This window comes from Pseudomonas medicaginis, from assembly GCF_965119365.1.
Lineage (GTDB): Bacteria > Pseudomonadota > Gammaproteobacteria > Pseudomonadales > Pseudomonadaceae > Aquipseudomonas.
Genome location: NZ_OZ221631.1, coordinates 3,881,224 through 3,896,949, shown reverse-complemented (window position 1 = coordinate 3,896,949; position 15,726 = coordinate 3,881,224). Strand labels below are relative to the sequence as shown.

Below are 15,726 nucleotides of genomic sequence, written 5' to 3'. Positions count from 1 at the left end.
ACAACACCGTGGCCGACCACTATCAACTCAACCTGGGTTCATTGCGCAGCAGCATCACCCTGACCCTGCACACGCACCACGCCGCCCGTATCTGGCAAGGTCGGACCGCACGCGAAGGCGTCCACTCGATCATGGGCATGGCCGGCTACATCAGTGTCACCAATCTGATCAAACAAACCGCCGCCCAGGACGATCCCTATGCCGACTGGGCCATCGTGCAGCTCGAAGAAAAACTGATGCAGGCCAAAGCTGGAATGCTAGAACTGACCCATCAACTGGATCGGATCAGGCAAGACCTGCCGACACAGATCAACATGGGCGACAACCTCAACATCCACCCCGTCACCTTGCCGTTATACATCGGCAGCCAGCTGGGTTTTCTGGCGGTCTACCTGCTGACCGACTACGACACCCTGGTACGTCGGACTCTATTGGCCCATCACACCGCCCTGATCGGCCGTATCGACATGGAAGCCTGGATCGACGACGGCGCCCATCTTTTGCGCAGCCTATTCGGCCAGGCCCAGCGCTATCGGCATGCTGGCGTCACTCGTGATGACATGGCGGCGAACAATGCTCGTGCTTTGGCGGCCATCGAGAAATTGGGTTTGCCCCCGATGGACATCCTTGGGGGGCATCGCCGCTCCCAGTTCGCGCCGCCAATCGTTCGTCGTGGTGCTGTGGCAGTGGATGACGCCGACGCGTTGGCAGAGGAAACGGGAGAGCCATCTGCAACAGTGGATGAGCCGGAGGACGAAGCATGAATCCCCTGATCCCAGCTCAACCAATGCCCTTCGAAGCGTTGACACCGGATGCCTATCGACAGCTCGAACACGCAGCCTCCCTAAAAGGCCTTTTAAAGCCCTTTAAGGGTAAGGGGGAGTTGGAGCACCTGGCGCAGGTGGCGAGGGAAATCGAGGCGCAGTTATGTCACCTGATGAAGGCTGTGGTGCAGCAGGCCGGACAGCCCCCTTACTCACTGCTGAATATTCGATTGGTGCTGCAGAACACCAGCGCTGGAAGCACCTTTTTACGTTGGCGCACCCGTGATTTCGCCCGTATGGGGGTTGCGGTCTGGGAACGCCAGGTCGGCAACCAAGCCCTACCGCAGGTCGTGCGCGAGGGTTTGCACCGTTTCGAATGCGAGCGCATTGCACTGAACCTGCAGATGAGCGTGGTGCATTCGCTCTACCGCCAGGCCTCGACCTGTGCGATCAAAATGGCCAGTGCTGAACGGTTACTGCGCCAGTTCACAACCGCAGTGGAGGTATCAGGATGAGCACTTTTTTTGTCGGCGAAGGCAATATCGGCAGTGCGCCAGAGTTCCAGGAGTTTCCATCAGGCAATGACGAGCCACGGCGTTTGCTGCGGCTGAATGTGTATTTCGACAACCCCGTGCCACGCGAAGGCAGTTATGAAGATCGAGGCGGCTATTGGGCGCCGGTTGAGCTCTGGCACCGCGAGGCTGAACACTGGAGCACGCTGTACCAGAAAGGCATGCGCGTGTTGGTCGAGGGCCGTACCGTGCGCGATGAGTGGGAGGATAGCGAGGACAATGCGCGGGTGACCTTCAAGATCGAGGCCCGTCGCGTTGGCATCCTGCCTCACCGGATGCACAGCGTGATCATGCGGGAACGCTCCAGTGAGCCAGCGGCTTCTGTGGCACACGCCGGGCAACATACAGAGCAGGCCGGCTCACCTGCATCGAAACCCAAAAAACGCAGAGGGCAACTACCGTCGGACTGACAGAGCTCAGGCATAAAAATTGCGCCTATGCGCGAAATGGCTGGCCTGCAGTTACTCGTTACTCGTGAAGACCCACCTGTCGTCCACACTACAAATCGCCCCGTCCCATTTAAGCCTGCCCTCACCGACTAATATGAGGAGCCTCCCATTCAGGTTTCTCATATCTCGCCACTGCTGTTTCCAACCACGCTGCTCCGAACTCAATCCGGAGCAGTTCTATGCGCCTCTTCCTCTGCGAGAAACCGTCCCAGGGTCGGGACATCGCCAAGGTACTCGGGGCCACTCGCCGTGGTGACGGTTGCCTGACCGGCACACAGACAACCGTCACCTGGTGTATCGGCCACCTGCTGGAGACAGCACCGCCTGAAGCCTATGGCGCTCAGTACAAGAACTGGGCATTGGATCAGCTACCGATCATTCCAGCGCAATGGCAGGTCGAGGTCAAACCCAAGACCGCCGCGCAGTTCAACGTCATCAAGCGCCTGCTCAGCGAAGCCACCACCGTCGTTATCGCGACCGACGCCGATCGCGAAGGTGAAATGATTGCCCGCGAGTTACTGGAGCGCTGCCAGTATCGAGGCCCCGTCCAACGCCTCTGGTTGTCCGCACTCAATGAGGCGTCGATTCGCAAGGCACTGTCTTCGCTGAAGTCTGGGCAGGAGACCTTTCCGCTCTACCACTCAGCCCTCGCCCGCAGCCGCGCCGACTGGCTGATCGGCATGAACCTCAGTCGTTTGTTTACCCTCCTCGGACGCCGGGCGGGCTACGATGGCGTACTGTCGGTGGGACGCGTCCAGACACCGACTTTACGTCTGGTGGTCGATCGGGATCGTGCGATTGCCAGCTTCGTCCCAGTGCCCTACTGGGAAGTGGAAGTGCACCTGTCCTCCATGGGGCACCCCTTCATCGCGTCGTGGCAACCACCCAACTCAGGACAAGATGAAGCCGGTCATTGCCTGCAGCAGGCGCTAGCCCATTATGCTGTCCAAACAATCACTGACGGTAAGACCGCCACAGTACTCTCGCTGCAGACGGAGCATTTTCGCGAAGCTCCACCCCTGCCCTTCGACCTGAGCACACTGCAAGAAGTCTGCTCGCGCAAGCTGGGGCTTGGCGTTCAGGAAGTCCTGAACACCGCCCAAGCCCTGTATGAAACTCACAAGGCCACCACCTACCCGCGCAGCGATTGCCGCTATTTGCCAGAGAGTATGTTCAACGAAGTACCCGCGGTATTCGATGCCCTGCTCAAAACGGATCCCGCACTGCGCCCCGCACTCGAAAACCTTGATCGATCATTGCGCTCACGAGCATGGAGCGACGCTAAGGTCACCGCACACCACGGCATTATCCCCACCACCGAGTCGGCGAACCTGGTGCGGATGTCTGAACAAGAACGCCAAGTCTACGAATTGATCCGCAGCCACTACCTCGCGCAATTTCTGCCGCACCATGAATTTGATCGAACCCAGGTCGAACTGCAGTGTGGCAAAGAACGATTGACGGCGGTTGGCAAACAGATCCTGGTCCAGGGCTGGAAAGACTTGCTCTACGACAACACCGAGGACGATGACTCCAGTCAAAAATTCCAAGTCTTACCCGTCTTGCAACAGGGTACGCAGTGCGCAGTAAACGACGTCGAACTCAAGTCTATGCGCACTGCCGCCCCCAAACCGCTGACCGAGGGCGATCTGATCAAGGCGATGAAAAACGTGGCCAAACTGGTCAACGACCCGCGTCTGAAACAGAAGCTCCGGGACACCACCGGTATCGGCACCGAAGCTACGCGTGCCGGCATCATCAAGGGCTTGATCGAGCGCGGTTATTTGCTGAAGAAAAAACGCGCCTTGATGGCCTCCGCAGCGGCCCATACCCTGATTGAGGCGGTACCCGCGGCAATCGCGGATCCGGGCATGACCGCGATCTGGGAACAGGCCCTGGATGAAATCGAAGTGGGACGCCTGAACCTGGATGCATTCGTCGCCAAGCAGGCGAACTGGATTGCGCAATTGGTCGAACACTGCCGAGCGCTCACCTTGACGTTACCGGTCGAAACCGGACCGGCTTGCCCCATTTGTAGCGCCTCAATGCTCAGACGAAAGGGAAAATCAGGGCCGTTCTGGTCATGCACCCACTACCCGGACTGCAAGGGCACTGTGCCGATCAGAAAAGATACGTCATGCCCATGAAGTCGCAATGGATATCAGCAGGAATATTGGTCGATCTCTTAGGCCGCGCACATCGCCTTGACGTCGTCCCATCCTCTCTGCTGTAGTACCTCAGGATCATCGCCAACGGCGACTCAAGACCGATTCGCTCCGGGTAGCTCGGTCGAACTCTTAGAGTTCGGAGCCTTCTCTTCTGCGAAATTACATTCCCGTTTTGTGCTCGACCTGATCGTGGTGGCGGATGACCACTGTTGCCTCTACCCGGCAATAGCGGTCATCCGCTTCGGCGATCGTATTCAGTCCCGGAGCCCACCGGGGAAACACGGGGCACCCTTTGTGCGCGGATGCGTGCCAGCAGGTTCCGACCCAGGCCACGACAAGGGTCGGTTGGCGAATCATGGCGCAGTTCAACTAAGTTTTGCGAGGAGCTTGTCGACTGCGTAAGACCGTCAAAGGTGGCTTTTCTCTTCCTCGCCTGGCACCCCGCCAGGCCCACTCTTCATTTTCTTCATGCCAGTGACTGCCACTGTAATCCAGGCGTAAAAAATCGGGTGGCAGCGTCTTGACGCTCCCCGGTGACAGGCTTATACAAAGGGCGTGGTTCGCTGTCGTTGACAGCCCAGCCCAGGTAGCCAGAACCTTCAAGGCTACGCCACGTTTGTGGTGGTTTACCCAAGTGCGATCAGCGTTCGGAAGCTCGCACGGTTGCCGCTTCAGCGGTGATGAATGCCCACTACCCCATGTTTGCGGACCACTTCCGCAGCCGTTCCTCTGCTGCATCACTATTCCCCCAGACGCATTGTTCTGCTCGTTATCGATTTGCCGGTGGCGAGTCGTTCATCGCTCGCCTTCACCTTACCCACCCTGACGGGGGCTCACTTCCCCGTCAGGGCCTGTGCGTCGCCGTTTTCCCTTGAAACAGGAGAACCACCATGGCCCACGCCAACCACTCCCAAGAAGCGACCACTTACTTCAATCTGCACACCGTCGGTATCGGCTACCTCAACCGCGTTCGTGAAGTACAAGTCCGCCGCGGCCAACCCTTCATGGCCTGCGATATCGCCGCCCTGCACGGCGCCACCGATGCGGTCGAGTACACCCGCTTCGACTGCAAAGTCGCGGGGGGTGAAGCTGAACGCTTGATTCGTCTCTACATGGACGCCGTCAACGCCGAGAAAAAGGTCTTGCTGTCATTCCGTATCGGCGACCTGTGGATCGATCCGTTTCTCTACGAGAAAGGCGATAAACAAGGCCAACCGGGCGCCAGTCTGAAAGGTCGTTTGCTGTTCATCGACTGGATCAAGGTCAACGGCACCTTCGAATACAAAGCGCCCGCCAGGCAGGAAGCAACAGCACCTGCTGAGCCAGTGCCCACCAGTGAGCCATCCCCAGCATCGGCAGATGCCGAAGTTGAAGAGATCGAAAACCCAGCGGAGGCTCGGGTCGAACCTGAATCTCCACCTACTCCCCGCACGGCCCGCACGGCCCGCCGTGACCCCACCCGTACCGTTCAGTCCGCCTGAACAGTCCACGATGTTCCACATCAAGGCGCTCCCTCGAGCGCCTTTTCTTCAATCCGCACAGGAGAACCATCATGGAATCCTTCTGGCTTTGCGACGACTGTCTGTTCGCTGTGGCGTACGAGGACTACAGCACGTTATCGCTCTATTACACGACGGATGAAATTGAGAAACGCATCGCCGGCATCCATCGAGGACTGGTTCGGTTAATGCCCATCAGTGCCGACTTCGATCCCAAAACTGGCTGGGGCATAAACGCCTTTTCCCCGTTGCCCTGCGACGGTTGTGGTTCACCCCTACACGGTCAACGCCACCGATTCACGCGGCTGTAAACAGCGCGCCATCTGCTAACGCCCGCGACTCCACACCCACCTCGGGGACACCACTCCCCTCGGGCGTGTACCCCTGATTGTTCCCTTCGGAGGTACCACCATGAGCACCCAACTCACACTGATTGAGACCTCGGATGTCGAGGCTGATCGCATTGTCCAAGAAAATCAGCTGATCGACGAAGCGCTGCATATTCTGGATCGTCGGCTGTTCACCCGCGGCCCTATCCTGACCTCCCCTGACGTCGTGGCTGCTTATCTAAAACTGCATCTTGCTCAACAAGAGCATGAAGTCTTCGGTGTGATTTTTCTCGATGCCAAGCACCGGGTGCTGGCGTTCGAAGTCCTCTTTCACGGCAGCATTGATGGTGCCAGCGTTTACCCTCGACAGGTCATTAAGAGATCCATGGCTCATAACGCGGGCGCTGTCATTTTGGTTCACAACCACCCCTCAGGGTGTACGGAACCTAGCCAGGCGGATCGCATTTTGACCGCACGGCTGAAGGAGGCCTTGGCCTTGATCGAAGTGCGGGTACTGGATCACTTCATCGTGGGTGAAGGTCGTCCGCTTTCCCTGGCCGAACATGGCTGGCTTTAACCCTCACAGGCGCCTTCGGGCGCCTTGTTCATTTTCATCTGGAGAACGCTCATGAACCCCACACCCCTAGCCCCAGCCCTGCTGGCGGGCTCAAACCCATTTGCTCGCGGCTACGACAACCTGCATATCGAACGGCTGCTACTGATCACCTACGAAGACGACTGCCCTCCCTGCTTTCGCCCCGTGCACGACTCACAGGCCCATCTGCCCGACCATGAGCTGCAACTGTTCCCCTGCCTGTTCAATGACGATTTCGCCTTGATCAACGAAGGCCAATCCATTCCGGAGGGGTTGGATGAACGCTGCCAGTCCACCGGGCTGGTGCGCCAAGTGATCTACGCCGTGATGGGCGAAGTGCTCAACGAGCGGCATCACGTCGGCGACCTGTACTCCCTGGAAGAAGCCCAAGCCGTGGTCCATCGCTTGAGCTTCGAAACGGGACACTACAATCGAGCCTGGGAGATCAGTACCGCACACCTTCCCGAAGAAGCGATGCTGTGTCTGGAAGAATGGGTCAGTCACTTCGTTCCGAGGCAAACCGGCCTCTTGTTCGAACTGTTCGCGTTGCCGGATTGCTGCGGTATCGGATGCAAACTGATCGGCACACCATGGACGGACGATAACCTGCTGAAGATTGAGGGCCGTCCTTACTCATCGCTGAGGCAAGAGCAACTCGATGCTGGTACGCCAGTAGCGTTGATCGAGGTGCTGTACCTCGCGGCGTTGGCGGATGTGCGCTTGCTGATCTTCGACCCCGACGCGGCCGTCTTGGATGGGCTCGCCATTTTTGATGAGTAATAACGCGCTCGGCGTTAACACGACCCGCCTTGAATCAACTTTCTCACTGAATCACTCCTTCACCTCATGTCAGGTTCTGCACTGAATCTGACATGAGGTTTTTTCCATGGAGCGTTTTTTCACGCCTGTCTGCCTGCTGGGTTTGTTGAGCGCCTGCACCGCGCAAAGCCCCAATCCATTGCCGACCCATCCAGAGATCGACAGTGGCTCCAATCGAGCCCAGCTTTCGAGGGGGCCAATCGAAGGAAACCATCCGGCAGAACTCCGCTATGGCCGCTATACGCTGGTCAGCACCGAACCCACCACGGAACAACGCGATCTTCTCGCCCAAATCATCGACGTGAGTATCCCGTCCAGCCTGAGCCCCTCGGTGCAGGATGCGTTGCTGTACGTCTTGCAGCGCTCGGGCTATTCGCTCTGTCCCGATACCGCGGCGGTGAAGGTGCTCTTTACTCGGCCCCTGCCGGCGGCCCATTACCGGCTCGGCCCGATTTCTTTGCGCCGCGCGCTCCAAGTGCTGGCTGGCCCCGCCTGGCAACTCACGACCGATGAAGTCGGCCGTTCGGTTTGCTTCGAACAGCAGAAAGCTGATGTAGGCATCGTGCGGGCCACACCAGGCTCGTCCCATCAGGCGGAGGCACGCCCATGAGAGCCTCGACGTTTCAAACCCTCATCATTGGGCTGCTGTGCCTGGCGGTCGCCGGCCTGAGCGGTGGTTTGTATAACCAGTATCAGCGCATGGCGGAGCTGCAGAGCACGAACACCCAATACCGACAAACCCTGGACACCCTGCAACGTGATGCAAGCGCTTTCAAGGATGCCCAGGAAAAACTGCAGTACGCGCTGAAAGACCTGAAGCAGATAGTCGATACCGGTGAGCAACAGGCCAATACCCTCGATCCCATGCTGGATCAATGGGCGCAAGAAATACAGGAACTACACGACGGTCTGACAGCCCGCGCCACCGCAGCGGACATGACAGCGCTACGCGCACGCCTTGAGCACGTCGAGCAACAGCTCCTGGAGCTCAAGCCCCAGCCATCAACTCCACCATCGACGTCTTCCACGGCCAAGCCGAAACAGACCGCTCACCCCAAACCCATCTCGCTCTCGCCACCGTTTTCAGTGTTGAGTGTCGAGTCCCGCGGTGGTGAGCGCTTTCTGGCGGTCGCTCCTCATGACAGTCGCTCGCTCATGGATGTTCGGCTGCTGCATAGTGGCGAGCAAATGGGCGCCTGGCAGTTGAAAGTGCTAGAGCCGAACTCAGCCATCTTCGCGGTGGTCGCTCAGCCAGACCAGACCGTGCAACTCCCTTGAGACGCGATCATGAACCGAGCGCAAATGCCCGTCGTCGTCTGTCTCGCTTCGCTACTGACCACAGGCGCTGCGATGGGCAATCCCGTCCCGACACAGTCACGGATCCAGGACGCGCAGTCTGCTCCCTTGGCGCGCTCTCACGCGGAACAAGCTGCGAGCTGGGGTCTGACGGAGCAGGAGTGGAAGCGTTTCGAACAGATCCAAGCCGGCCCACGCGGTTTCTGGAGCCCGAACCTCGATCCGTTGACCGCACTCGGGGTCGAGGCCGAGACCGACCAAGAACGCCAGCGCTATGCCGAATTACAAGTAGCGCTGGAAGCCAAACGCGCCGAGCGCGAGTTGGCCTACCAAAACGCTTACACCGCGGCCTGGACCAAACTGTTTCCCGGGCTGCTGCCGATCCAGGGCATGGCCTCCCCGTCCCCTACCAGCTCAACGGTCGCGCCGCGCCAAGCTCTGTTTGTGGAGGACCACTGCCCAGCGTGCAGCGCCGAAGCGCAGCGTCTGCAAAGCAGTGACACGGCGTTCGATATCTACCTGGTGGGCAGCCAGGGCGAGGATGAACGCGTCCGTCGCTGGGCTCGGCAAGCGGACATCGATCCGGCCAAAGTGCAACGCCGGCAGATCACCCTGAACCATGACCGTGGTCGCTGGTTCAGCCTGGGTGCCCCGGAGCCATTGCCTGCCACATTTCAACAGGTGAATGGACAATGGCAACGCCTCGACTGAGTGGTATTGCGCTCCTGCTGACGGTGCTCGCCGTCCAGGCTGACGAACTTCCGCCTCCTGCCTACCAACTGGCGGCGCATGACGCCGATATCCCTTCTACAGTGCTGTTCGCGATTGCCCTGCAGGAGAGTGGACTCCGCGTCCGTGGTCGACTGCTGCCCTGGCCTTGGACCCTGAACATCGCCGGAACACCCTACCGCTTCGCCACTCGCCAGGCCGCCTGTGACGCCTTGCTTCAGACGCTCGCCCTGCATGACGCCAAGCGGGTCGATGTCGGTCTTGGACAAACCAACCTGGGTTACCACGGGCAACGTTTTTCCAGTCCCTGTGAAGCCCTCGATCCCTACCGAAATCTCGCCGTGACCGCCGCGCTGTTGCAGGAGCATCACGCCGCCACCGGTGATTGGGTGTCAGCTGCCGGACGCTATCACCGCCCGGCAGGAGGAGCGCCCGCCGCGCGTTACCGCGCAGGTTTTTCCCGGCAACTCGAACGGTTGCTGGTTTCTTTCGAACAGGGCACATCGCCATGAAGCCCATATCTCTTACCTGTTATTTCCTCCTGCTCTTGGCACCTTTCGCCCAGCCGGAACTAACCATAGCTGGGGGGCAGCCAAGCGACTTCACCCGACCCCACTTTCAAGTTTCCAGACCGCCAATAAACGACAAGACCCAGCTTGATCGGGCCATGCATGCGGACCTGTCCACGTTTGCCGATGAAGCCTGGATACTGCCCGTCCGCAGCTCTCACTTGAGCCCCGGCCAGATCACGCCTCGCGCCCTGAGCATGCCGGGCTTGCAGCCATTTTTCCTGGTCGGTGACGATCCCCAATCACTGGCTTGGTTGCGTCACCGTGCGGCTGAACTGCAGGAAATGGGCGCGGCTGGCCTCGCCGTCGAAGTGGCCGATACTGAAGCCCTGTCCCGGATTCGAGCAGCCGCTCAGGGCATCACCATCCTCCCGGTCAACGGCAACGACATCGCCACCCGCCTGCAGATTGAGCACTACCCCGTCTTGATCACCGCCACCTCACTGGAACAGTGAGTCCAGGTCATGGCCGAGCATGCGATGGAGTCCAAGCTTCGGCCAGCGGTGGAACTGTACACCGTAGCGATCTGCATCGCCGCCGCGGTGTTGTGCGTGTACTCGCCCTGGGCTGTGGCCCTGTCACCCGAGATCGGTCTGGTTGCAGCGCTGGCCTATGCCCTGTTCGGCCTGATCCGGCTGCGCCAAGCCTGGGAGGTGCTGCGCTATCGGCGCAATATCCGTCGGCTGCCCCGCTACGAGCTGACCAGCCGACAGATTCCGGTCAGCCGCAAGCGTCTGTTCATGGGTCGCGGCTTTCGCTGGACCCGCCTGCACACCCAGCGCTTGGTCGAGGCCCAGGATCCGGCGGTCGCCCACTATGTCGACCAACCAACCCGCTACCGCCTGTCCCGTGGACTCGAGCGGCGCCTGGAGCATGCACCGTTTCCGCTCTCGACCCTGGCGCGTGTCACTGCCTGGGACAGCGCCTTCAATCCGTTGCGCCCTTTGCCCCCGGTCGGTGGTTCGCCGCTGCTGCATGGGGTAGAACCCGACGAAACGGAAGTCAGTCTGCCGCTGGGCGAACGGGTCGGACACACCCTGGTGCTGGGCACTACCCGTGTCGGCAAGACGCGACTCGCCGAGGTGTACATCACCCAGGACATTCATCGCACCGAACATGAGGTAGTCATCGTCTTCGATCCGAAAGGTGATGCCGACCTGCTCAAACGGATGTACGTCGAAGCCAAACGCGCTGGTCGGGAAAAGGAGTTTTATGTGTTCCATCTGGGCTGGCCGGAGATCTCCGCGCGCTATAACGCGGTGGGACGTTTCGGACGGATCTCGGAGGTAGCATCACGCATCGCCGGGCAGCTCAGCGGTGAAGGTAACTCGGCGGCCTTCCGTGAGTTCGCCTGGCGCTTCGTCAACATCATTGCCCGGGCTTTGATCGAGTTGGGCCGACGCCCGGACTACCTGCAGATTCAGCGACATGTGGTCAATATCGACGCGCTGTTCATCGAATACACCCAGCAGTTTTTCGCCAAGACCGACCCGAAGGCGTGGGAAGTGATCGTCCAGCTTGAAGGCAAGCTCACCGAGAAGAACATTCCCCGACATATGATCGGGCGCGAAAAGCGCGTGGTGGCGATCGAACAGTACCTGGCGGTGAAAAGGGTATTTGATCCGGTGCTGGATGGATTACGCTCAGCGGTGCGGTACGACCGCACCTATTTCGACAAGATTGTCGCCTCGCTGCTACCGCTGCTGGAGAAACTCACCACCGGCAAGACCGCCCAGTTACTGGCCCCCAACTACACCGATCTCACTGACCCGCGACCGATCTTCGACTGGATGCAGATCATCCGTAAGCGCGGCATCGTTTACGTCGGCCTGGATGCGCTGACCGACGCCGAGGTGGCCGCCGCCGTGGGCAACTCCATGTTCGCCGACCTGGTCTCGGTCGCCGGACACATCTACAAACACGGCATCGACCATGGCCTGCCCCCATCGGGCAGCAGCAGTGACAAGTTGCCGATTAACCTCCACGCCGATGAGTTCAACGAGTTGATGGGGGATGAGTTCATTCCGCTGATCAACAAGGGTGGCGGCGCCGGCATCCAAGTGACGGCCTACACCCAGACCCTCAGCGATATCGAAGCGCGCATTGGTAATCGCGCCAAGGCCGGTCAGGTGATCGGCAACTTCAACACCCTGCAAATGCTCCGGGTGCGCGAAACCGCCACTGCGGAACTGCTCACCCAGCAGTTGCCCAAGGTCAACGTGCTTACCAAAACCCTGGTGTCGGGTGCCACCGACACCTCCGATCCTGAAGCCAATACAGACTTCACCTCCTCCTCGCAGGACCGGGTCAGTAGTACCAGCGTGCCGTTGATCGAGCCCGCACATATCGTCAGTTTGCCCAAGGGGCAAATGTTCTCCTTCCAGGCCGGTGGCCAGCTCTGGAAAGTCCGTATGCCACTGCCCAAGCCTTCGCCCGACGATGCCATGCCCAAAGATCTACAGGTACTGACTCAGCGGATGCGCGCCAGCTACAACGAGCAATCGGGACACTGGTGGAGTGCGAGCGGTGGCGGCCCGACACTGGACTTTGATCCGGATAGAGTTACGCCAGCGCGCACTTCCTCAGTGGTGGATTCAGGTGCCCCCGTTCAGGAGGCGCCGTGAGGCGCGCATCGTGGAGTAAAGGATGATGACTTCAGCTCAGCCCCTTTCACCGCAACTGATCCAACGCCCTGGACTGATCGTTTCGGTGATTGGCTTGGTTTTACGCATTATCGGTGTACTGATCGCCTCGTTGCTGTTCTCGATCCTGATCGAGTTCGCAGGCCTACTGCTGTTCTGGAGCGATCAGGGTTGGCGACACAGCCAGGCCATGCTGACCAACGAACTGGGCTGGCTCACCGAGCACTTCAAATCGTCACTGATCCTCCAACAGCCTGGGCCAACGATTGTCCAGTGGCTGGACCTCCTCAACCAATGGTTGTTGGTCAAGACTGGATTTGCGAATTTTGCCCAGCAGGCGCGGGTATCGAGCATGGGCGACAGCTTCTGGGGGTGGATCAACCAGTTTTACGTGAGCATTGAGGGTTTCGTGCTGGCGGCGGTGTATGTGATCTTCACCTTTGTGGTGCGTCTGACCATTTTGGCCTTGGCGACCCCCTTGTTTCTACTGGCCATGTTCACCGGCTTTATTGACGGCCTAATGCGCCGCGACCTGCGAAAATTTGGAGCCGGGCGCGAAAGCAGTTTTGTCTATCACCGGGCCAAGCGAGCGGTCATCCCACTGCTGAGCGTACCCTGGATCCTTTACCTGTCTCTGCCCTTTTCGCTCAATCCCATGGTTGTTTTTGTGCCTTGCGCCGTGATGCTCGGTGTGGCCATGGCCATCACAGCGGCGACGTTCAAAAAATATCTCTGAGTGCGACACGAATGCTTATCTGCGGAAGTGTTCAGGAGGCCAGCTGCACAAACTTCCGGTCGTAAGGAACCGCCAGTCCCGCGTTAGTGGCCCCCCACAGGTGTTTGGCTTCGAGAGGAGTTTGATCATGGCATTGGTTGGTAGAAGAGACGGGCGCAATTTTGGCTATGGCCGACAACTGAGTTATGCCGGACCGAAAGCATTGCGCGATTTTTTTGGCGGCGGACATTACGCCACGGTCAAGGCGCACAGTGATCGCTGGCAGGCGTTCGTCCGCTGGTGTCGTTTGGAGGATGGGCCGGGATTTAATGATGCACAGCAGATTGATCGGCAGACCTTGCTGGACTACGCAGGGCATCTTCGCCAACAAGTTGAACAAGGCGCTATCGGCATCGCCACCGCGCAAAACCGGTTGTCCAGCGTGAACCGGACTATGGCGGCGCTTCGCGGCGATCAGTCTGTGAAGGTGCCGAGTCCGAGTATGGCATTGGGAATGCGGCGCACCAATGTTCGTCGCTCGACGCCGCAAGGGCAAGACCATGAGCAGGTGAAGCGGATCGTCGACGTGCTCTGCGAACACCAAATGCCGCGCGCGGCGGCCATCGTTCAGTTGGCGCGAGCCACCGGCATGCGCTTGCGCGAGGCCATTTTGGCCGACCTACCGCGCCTAAAACATGAGACCGAACACTGCGGCAAAATCAACATCCGAGATGGCATCCAAGGTGGCCGCTCACGTGCGTCGGCGCTTCGTTGGATTACGGTAAATGATCCTATTCGTGACGCGCTGAAATTTGCCGAACAGGTTTCACCCAACGGTAGCCGCAATCTGCTTGCACCGAACGAAAGCTATGTCGATTTACAACGGCAAATCGTCCGCCCCGCACGAGAGATCCTCCACTCGCACAACCTCAAAGGCTTCCACGAGCTTCGGGCCGCCTATGCGTGCGAACGCTATGAGCAAATCACTCATCATCTCGCGCCCATCAACGGTGGCCGTTGCTACCAATTCGACCGACGCCTAGATCAGGATGCCCGAGTACAAATCAGCTACGAGTTGGGGCTCGGCCGTATCGACCTGTTATCGACTTACATTGGTGGTCGAACATGAGCCATTCGATATGAAGCCGTTGCTACTGCTCGCGAACGTAGTCCGACATGATCGGATCGACCGTGACGTGTGAATTGTGCTGGTGGACTTTTGGGAATGCCATGGTCGTTTCCTATGCGGGTGGCTTCGGGACGCGAGACATCAGCAACCCGCACACTTCGCATAAATAGCTGCCATCTGGCCCGTTTCTGAGGCCCTTGATCGAAATACTCTCCCAGCACTTCGAATATGGCTGATCGTTCTCGGCGGTTTTCTCTTCGCCCTGGTGGCCGTTGGGGCAAGCAAAGTATTCATACGTGCGCATGATCATAGCCGTGGTTTCCTCTAGCTGGTGATCAGCCTGCGAACCTTTCCCATTTTTTGATCGCTGCGCTGGTTTTATCCACGTCTATACCACTGACGAGTGAATCGGCAAATGCAAGGTGAGCCTCCATGTAACTGTCAAAGTCCTTCACCTGGACACCATTCGAAAGAGCGCGACTCCACCAAGAAAATGCGACTACCAGCTTACCGAGTTCAGGGTCATGCTGATCTTTCATTCGCTCAAGACCGCCATCGTTATGAGCTACCGCCCAGCCAAAGGCTTTGGAAAAGTCCCGAACCTTCTGCGGCTGTGAACCGCTTGCTAGCTTTTTATGAATAGCAGCGTGAGTTTTTTGATCCTCTACCAAAGACGACACATAAAGAAGCCCGCAGATGCGGCAGGTAGCAGTGCTCATAATGCTGATCCCCTTGTAAACGTGGACGCGAAAGTGGTCCTCTCCTACGGGCTTAGCCCGCGCATTGGCGGGCTGGCGGTGGAGCGGCTTTTCCTGCTTATTCCAACGCGCTGCGACCGGTACGGTCGGCCAGCTCATTTCGAACGGACTGCAACTCGGCTACTTGCTCTTCCAGCGCCTCAACGGAAGCGTGCGGCGAGTTGCTTGCCAGCTTGCGGATCAGTGAGGTGGCCTTTGCAGAACTGTTCAAAGCCCGTTGCTCAAGTTCATTCAATTCGTGATTCATGGGTATTTTCCATGTAACTTCGACGCTTGGCTGCTGACCCATATTCAACACATTTGAATGTGTAGTTCCGGTCCCAGTAGCCGCCCTTGATTGTCATCTTGGCGTAACGGTTATACTTCTTGCATTCAGCGTCAGCAAGCCTCTGCGCCTCTGCTGCATTCAAAGATTGCGACTCGACAACCACGTTGCGAGGATTGGAACTGACAACCGAAGTCGAGCAACCAACCAAGGCACCGCCACAAAAAACTGCGACGACCAAGCAGTACACCCGTGGATTCCATAACGCCAATAGCGACCACAGTCAGCTGCCCCTTTTGAGAAGTAATCCTGTAACACGCGAATCGATCCTCAATCACGTCGATCGCCTTTTGCGATGGGTTCATAACGCAGCTCGCTGGGGTCTTAGCCAGCATGGCCTGGGAAGACCTCTACCTATCGAGCCTAAG

At 58.7% G+C, this 15,726-nt stretch carries 18 protein-coding genes; 16 read left to right on the top strand and 2 right to left on the bottom strand.

Features of this window, described 5'->3' with window-relative positions; translation table 11 throughout:
• The first annotated feature begins 8 nt into the window (after positions 1–8).
• The 16 genes from ACMTA2_RS17140 to ACMTA2_RS17065 all read left to right on the top strand — a co-directional run bounded on the left by ACMTA2_RS17140 (position 9) and on the right by ACMTA2_RS17065 (position 14,275).
• Positions 9–764, top strand: coding sequence for a PFL_4669 family integrating conjugative element protein (locus ACMTA2_RS17140; RefSeq protein ID WP_413790938.1), 756 nt, complete (start codon positions 9–11; stop codon positions 762–764).
• Positions 761–1,279, top strand: a complete 519-nt coding sequence (locus ACMTA2_RS17135) for a DUF3158 family protein (protein WP_413790937.1) — start codon at positions 761–763, stop codon at positions 1,277–1,279. Before ACMTA2_RS17140 ends, ACMTA2_RS17135 begins: the two co-directional genes overlap by 4 nt.
• Positions 1,276–1,746: a single-stranded DNA-binding protein gene (locus ACMTA2_RS17130; RefSeq protein ID WP_413790936.1), complete on the top strand. Its 471-nt coding sequence runs from the start codon at positions 1,276–1,278 to the stop codon at positions 1,744–1,746. The genes ACMTA2_RS17135 and ACMTA2_RS17130 overlap by 4 nt, the downstream gene beginning before the upstream one ends.
• Before the next feature lie 218 nt (positions 1,747–1,964).
• A complete protein-coding gene (locus ACMTA2_RS17125; RefSeq protein ID WP_413790935.1) occupies positions 1,965–3,932 on the top strand; it encodes a DNA topoisomerase III in 1,968 nt (655 codons plus the stop codon).
• Positions 3,933–4,843: 911 nt separating this feature from the next.
• Entirely contained in the window at positions 4,844–5,434 is a 591-nt protein-coding gene (locus tag ACMTA2_RS17120) for an STY4534 family ICE replication protein (RefSeq protein WP_413790934.1), read from the top strand.
• Positions 5,435–5,505: 71 nt separating this feature from the next.
• Entirely contained in the window at positions 5,506–5,763 is a 258-nt protein-coding gene (locus tag ACMTA2_RS17115) for a hypothetical protein (protein WP_413790933.1), read from the top strand.
• A 100-nt stretch (positions 5,764–5,863) separates the two neighbouring features.
• The gene (gene radC, locus ACMTA2_RS17110; protein WP_413790932.1) at positions 5,864–6,358 is read left to right on the top strand and encodes a RadC family protein; all 495 of its coding nucleotides are present in this window, start codon (positions 5,864–5,866) and stop codon (positions 6,356–6,358) included.
• Positions 6,359–6,409: 51 nt separating this feature from the next.
• Positions 6,410–7,156: a DUF5983 family protein gene (locus ACMTA2_RS17105; RefSeq protein ID WP_413790931.1), complete on the top strand. Its 747-nt coding sequence runs from the start codon at positions 6,410–6,412 to the stop codon at positions 7,154–7,156.
• 106 nt (positions 7,157–7,262) lie between these two features.
• Positions 7,263–7,805, top strand: a complete 543-nt coding sequence (pilL2, locus tag ACMTA2_RS17100; RefSeq protein WP_413790930.1) for a PFGI-1 class ICE element type IV pilus protein PilL2 — start codon at positions 7,263–7,265, stop codon at positions 7,803–7,805.
• Positions 7,802–8,473 carry a chemotaxis protein gene (locus ACMTA2_RS17095; protein ID WP_413790929.1) on the top strand — a complete coding sequence of 224 codons (672 nt, stop codon included), beginning with the start codon at positions 7,802–7,804 and terminating at the stop codon, positions 8,471–8,473. Before pilL2 ends, ACMTA2_RS17095 begins: the two co-directional genes overlap by 4 nt.
• 9 nt (positions 8,474–8,482) lie before the next feature.
• On the top strand, positions 8,483–9,202 hold the full coding sequence (locus ACMTA2_RS17090) for a TIGR03759 family integrating conjugative element protein (protein WP_413790928.1): 720 nt from the start codon (positions 8,483–8,485) through the stop codon (positions 9,200–9,202).
• Positions 9,184–9,732, top strand: a complete 549-nt coding sequence (locus ACMTA2_RS17085; protein WP_413790927.1) for a lysozyme family protein — start codon at positions 9,184–9,186, stop codon at positions 9,730–9,732. The genes ACMTA2_RS17090 and ACMTA2_RS17085 overlap by 19 nt, the downstream gene beginning before the upstream one ends.
• Positions 9,729–10,244, top strand: a complete 516-nt coding sequence (locus tag ACMTA2_RS17080) for an integrating conjugative element protein (RefSeq protein ID WP_413790926.1) — start codon at positions 9,729–9,731, stop codon at positions 10,242–10,244. Before ACMTA2_RS17085 ends, ACMTA2_RS17080 begins: the two co-directional genes overlap by 4 nt.
• Before the next feature lie 9 nt (positions 10,245–10,253).
• On the top strand, positions 10,254–12,413 hold the full coding sequence (traD, locus tag ACMTA2_RS17075) for a type IV conjugative transfer system coupling protein TraD (RefSeq protein WP_413790925.1): 2,160 nt from the start codon (positions 10,254–10,256) through the stop codon (positions 12,411–12,413).
• 22 nt (positions 12,414–12,435) lie between these two features.
• The gene (locus ACMTA2_RS17070) at positions 12,436–13,167 is read left to right on the top strand and encodes a TIGR03747 family integrating conjugative element membrane protein (RefSeq protein ID WP_413790924.1); all 732 of its coding nucleotides are present in this window, start codon (positions 12,436–12,438) and stop codon (positions 13,165–13,167) included.
• A gap of 127 nt (positions 13,168–13,294) precedes the next feature.
• On the top strand, positions 13,295–14,275 hold the full coding sequence (locus ACMTA2_RS17065) for an integrase domain-containing protein (protein ID WP_413790923.1): 981 nt from the start codon (positions 13,295–13,297) through the stop codon (positions 14,273–14,275).
• 335 nt (positions 14,276–14,610) lie between these two features.
• Here the strand turns inward: ACMTA2_RS17065 and ACMTA2_RS17060 are convergent, their stop codons facing one another.
• Positions 14,611–14,994 carry a hypothetical protein gene (locus tag ACMTA2_RS17060; protein ID WP_008075291.1) on the bottom strand — a complete coding sequence of 128 codons (384 nt, stop codon included), beginning with the start codon at positions 14,992–14,994 and terminating at the stop codon, positions 14,611–14,613.
• 97 nt (positions 14,995–15,091) lie between these two features.
• The gene (locus tag ACMTA2_RS17055) at positions 15,092–15,280 is read right to left on the bottom strand and encodes a hypothetical protein (protein ID WP_413790922.1); all 189 of its coding nucleotides are present in this window, start codon (positions 15,278–15,280) and stop codon (positions 15,092–15,094) included.
• Positions 15,281–15,726 lie beyond the last annotated feature (446 nt).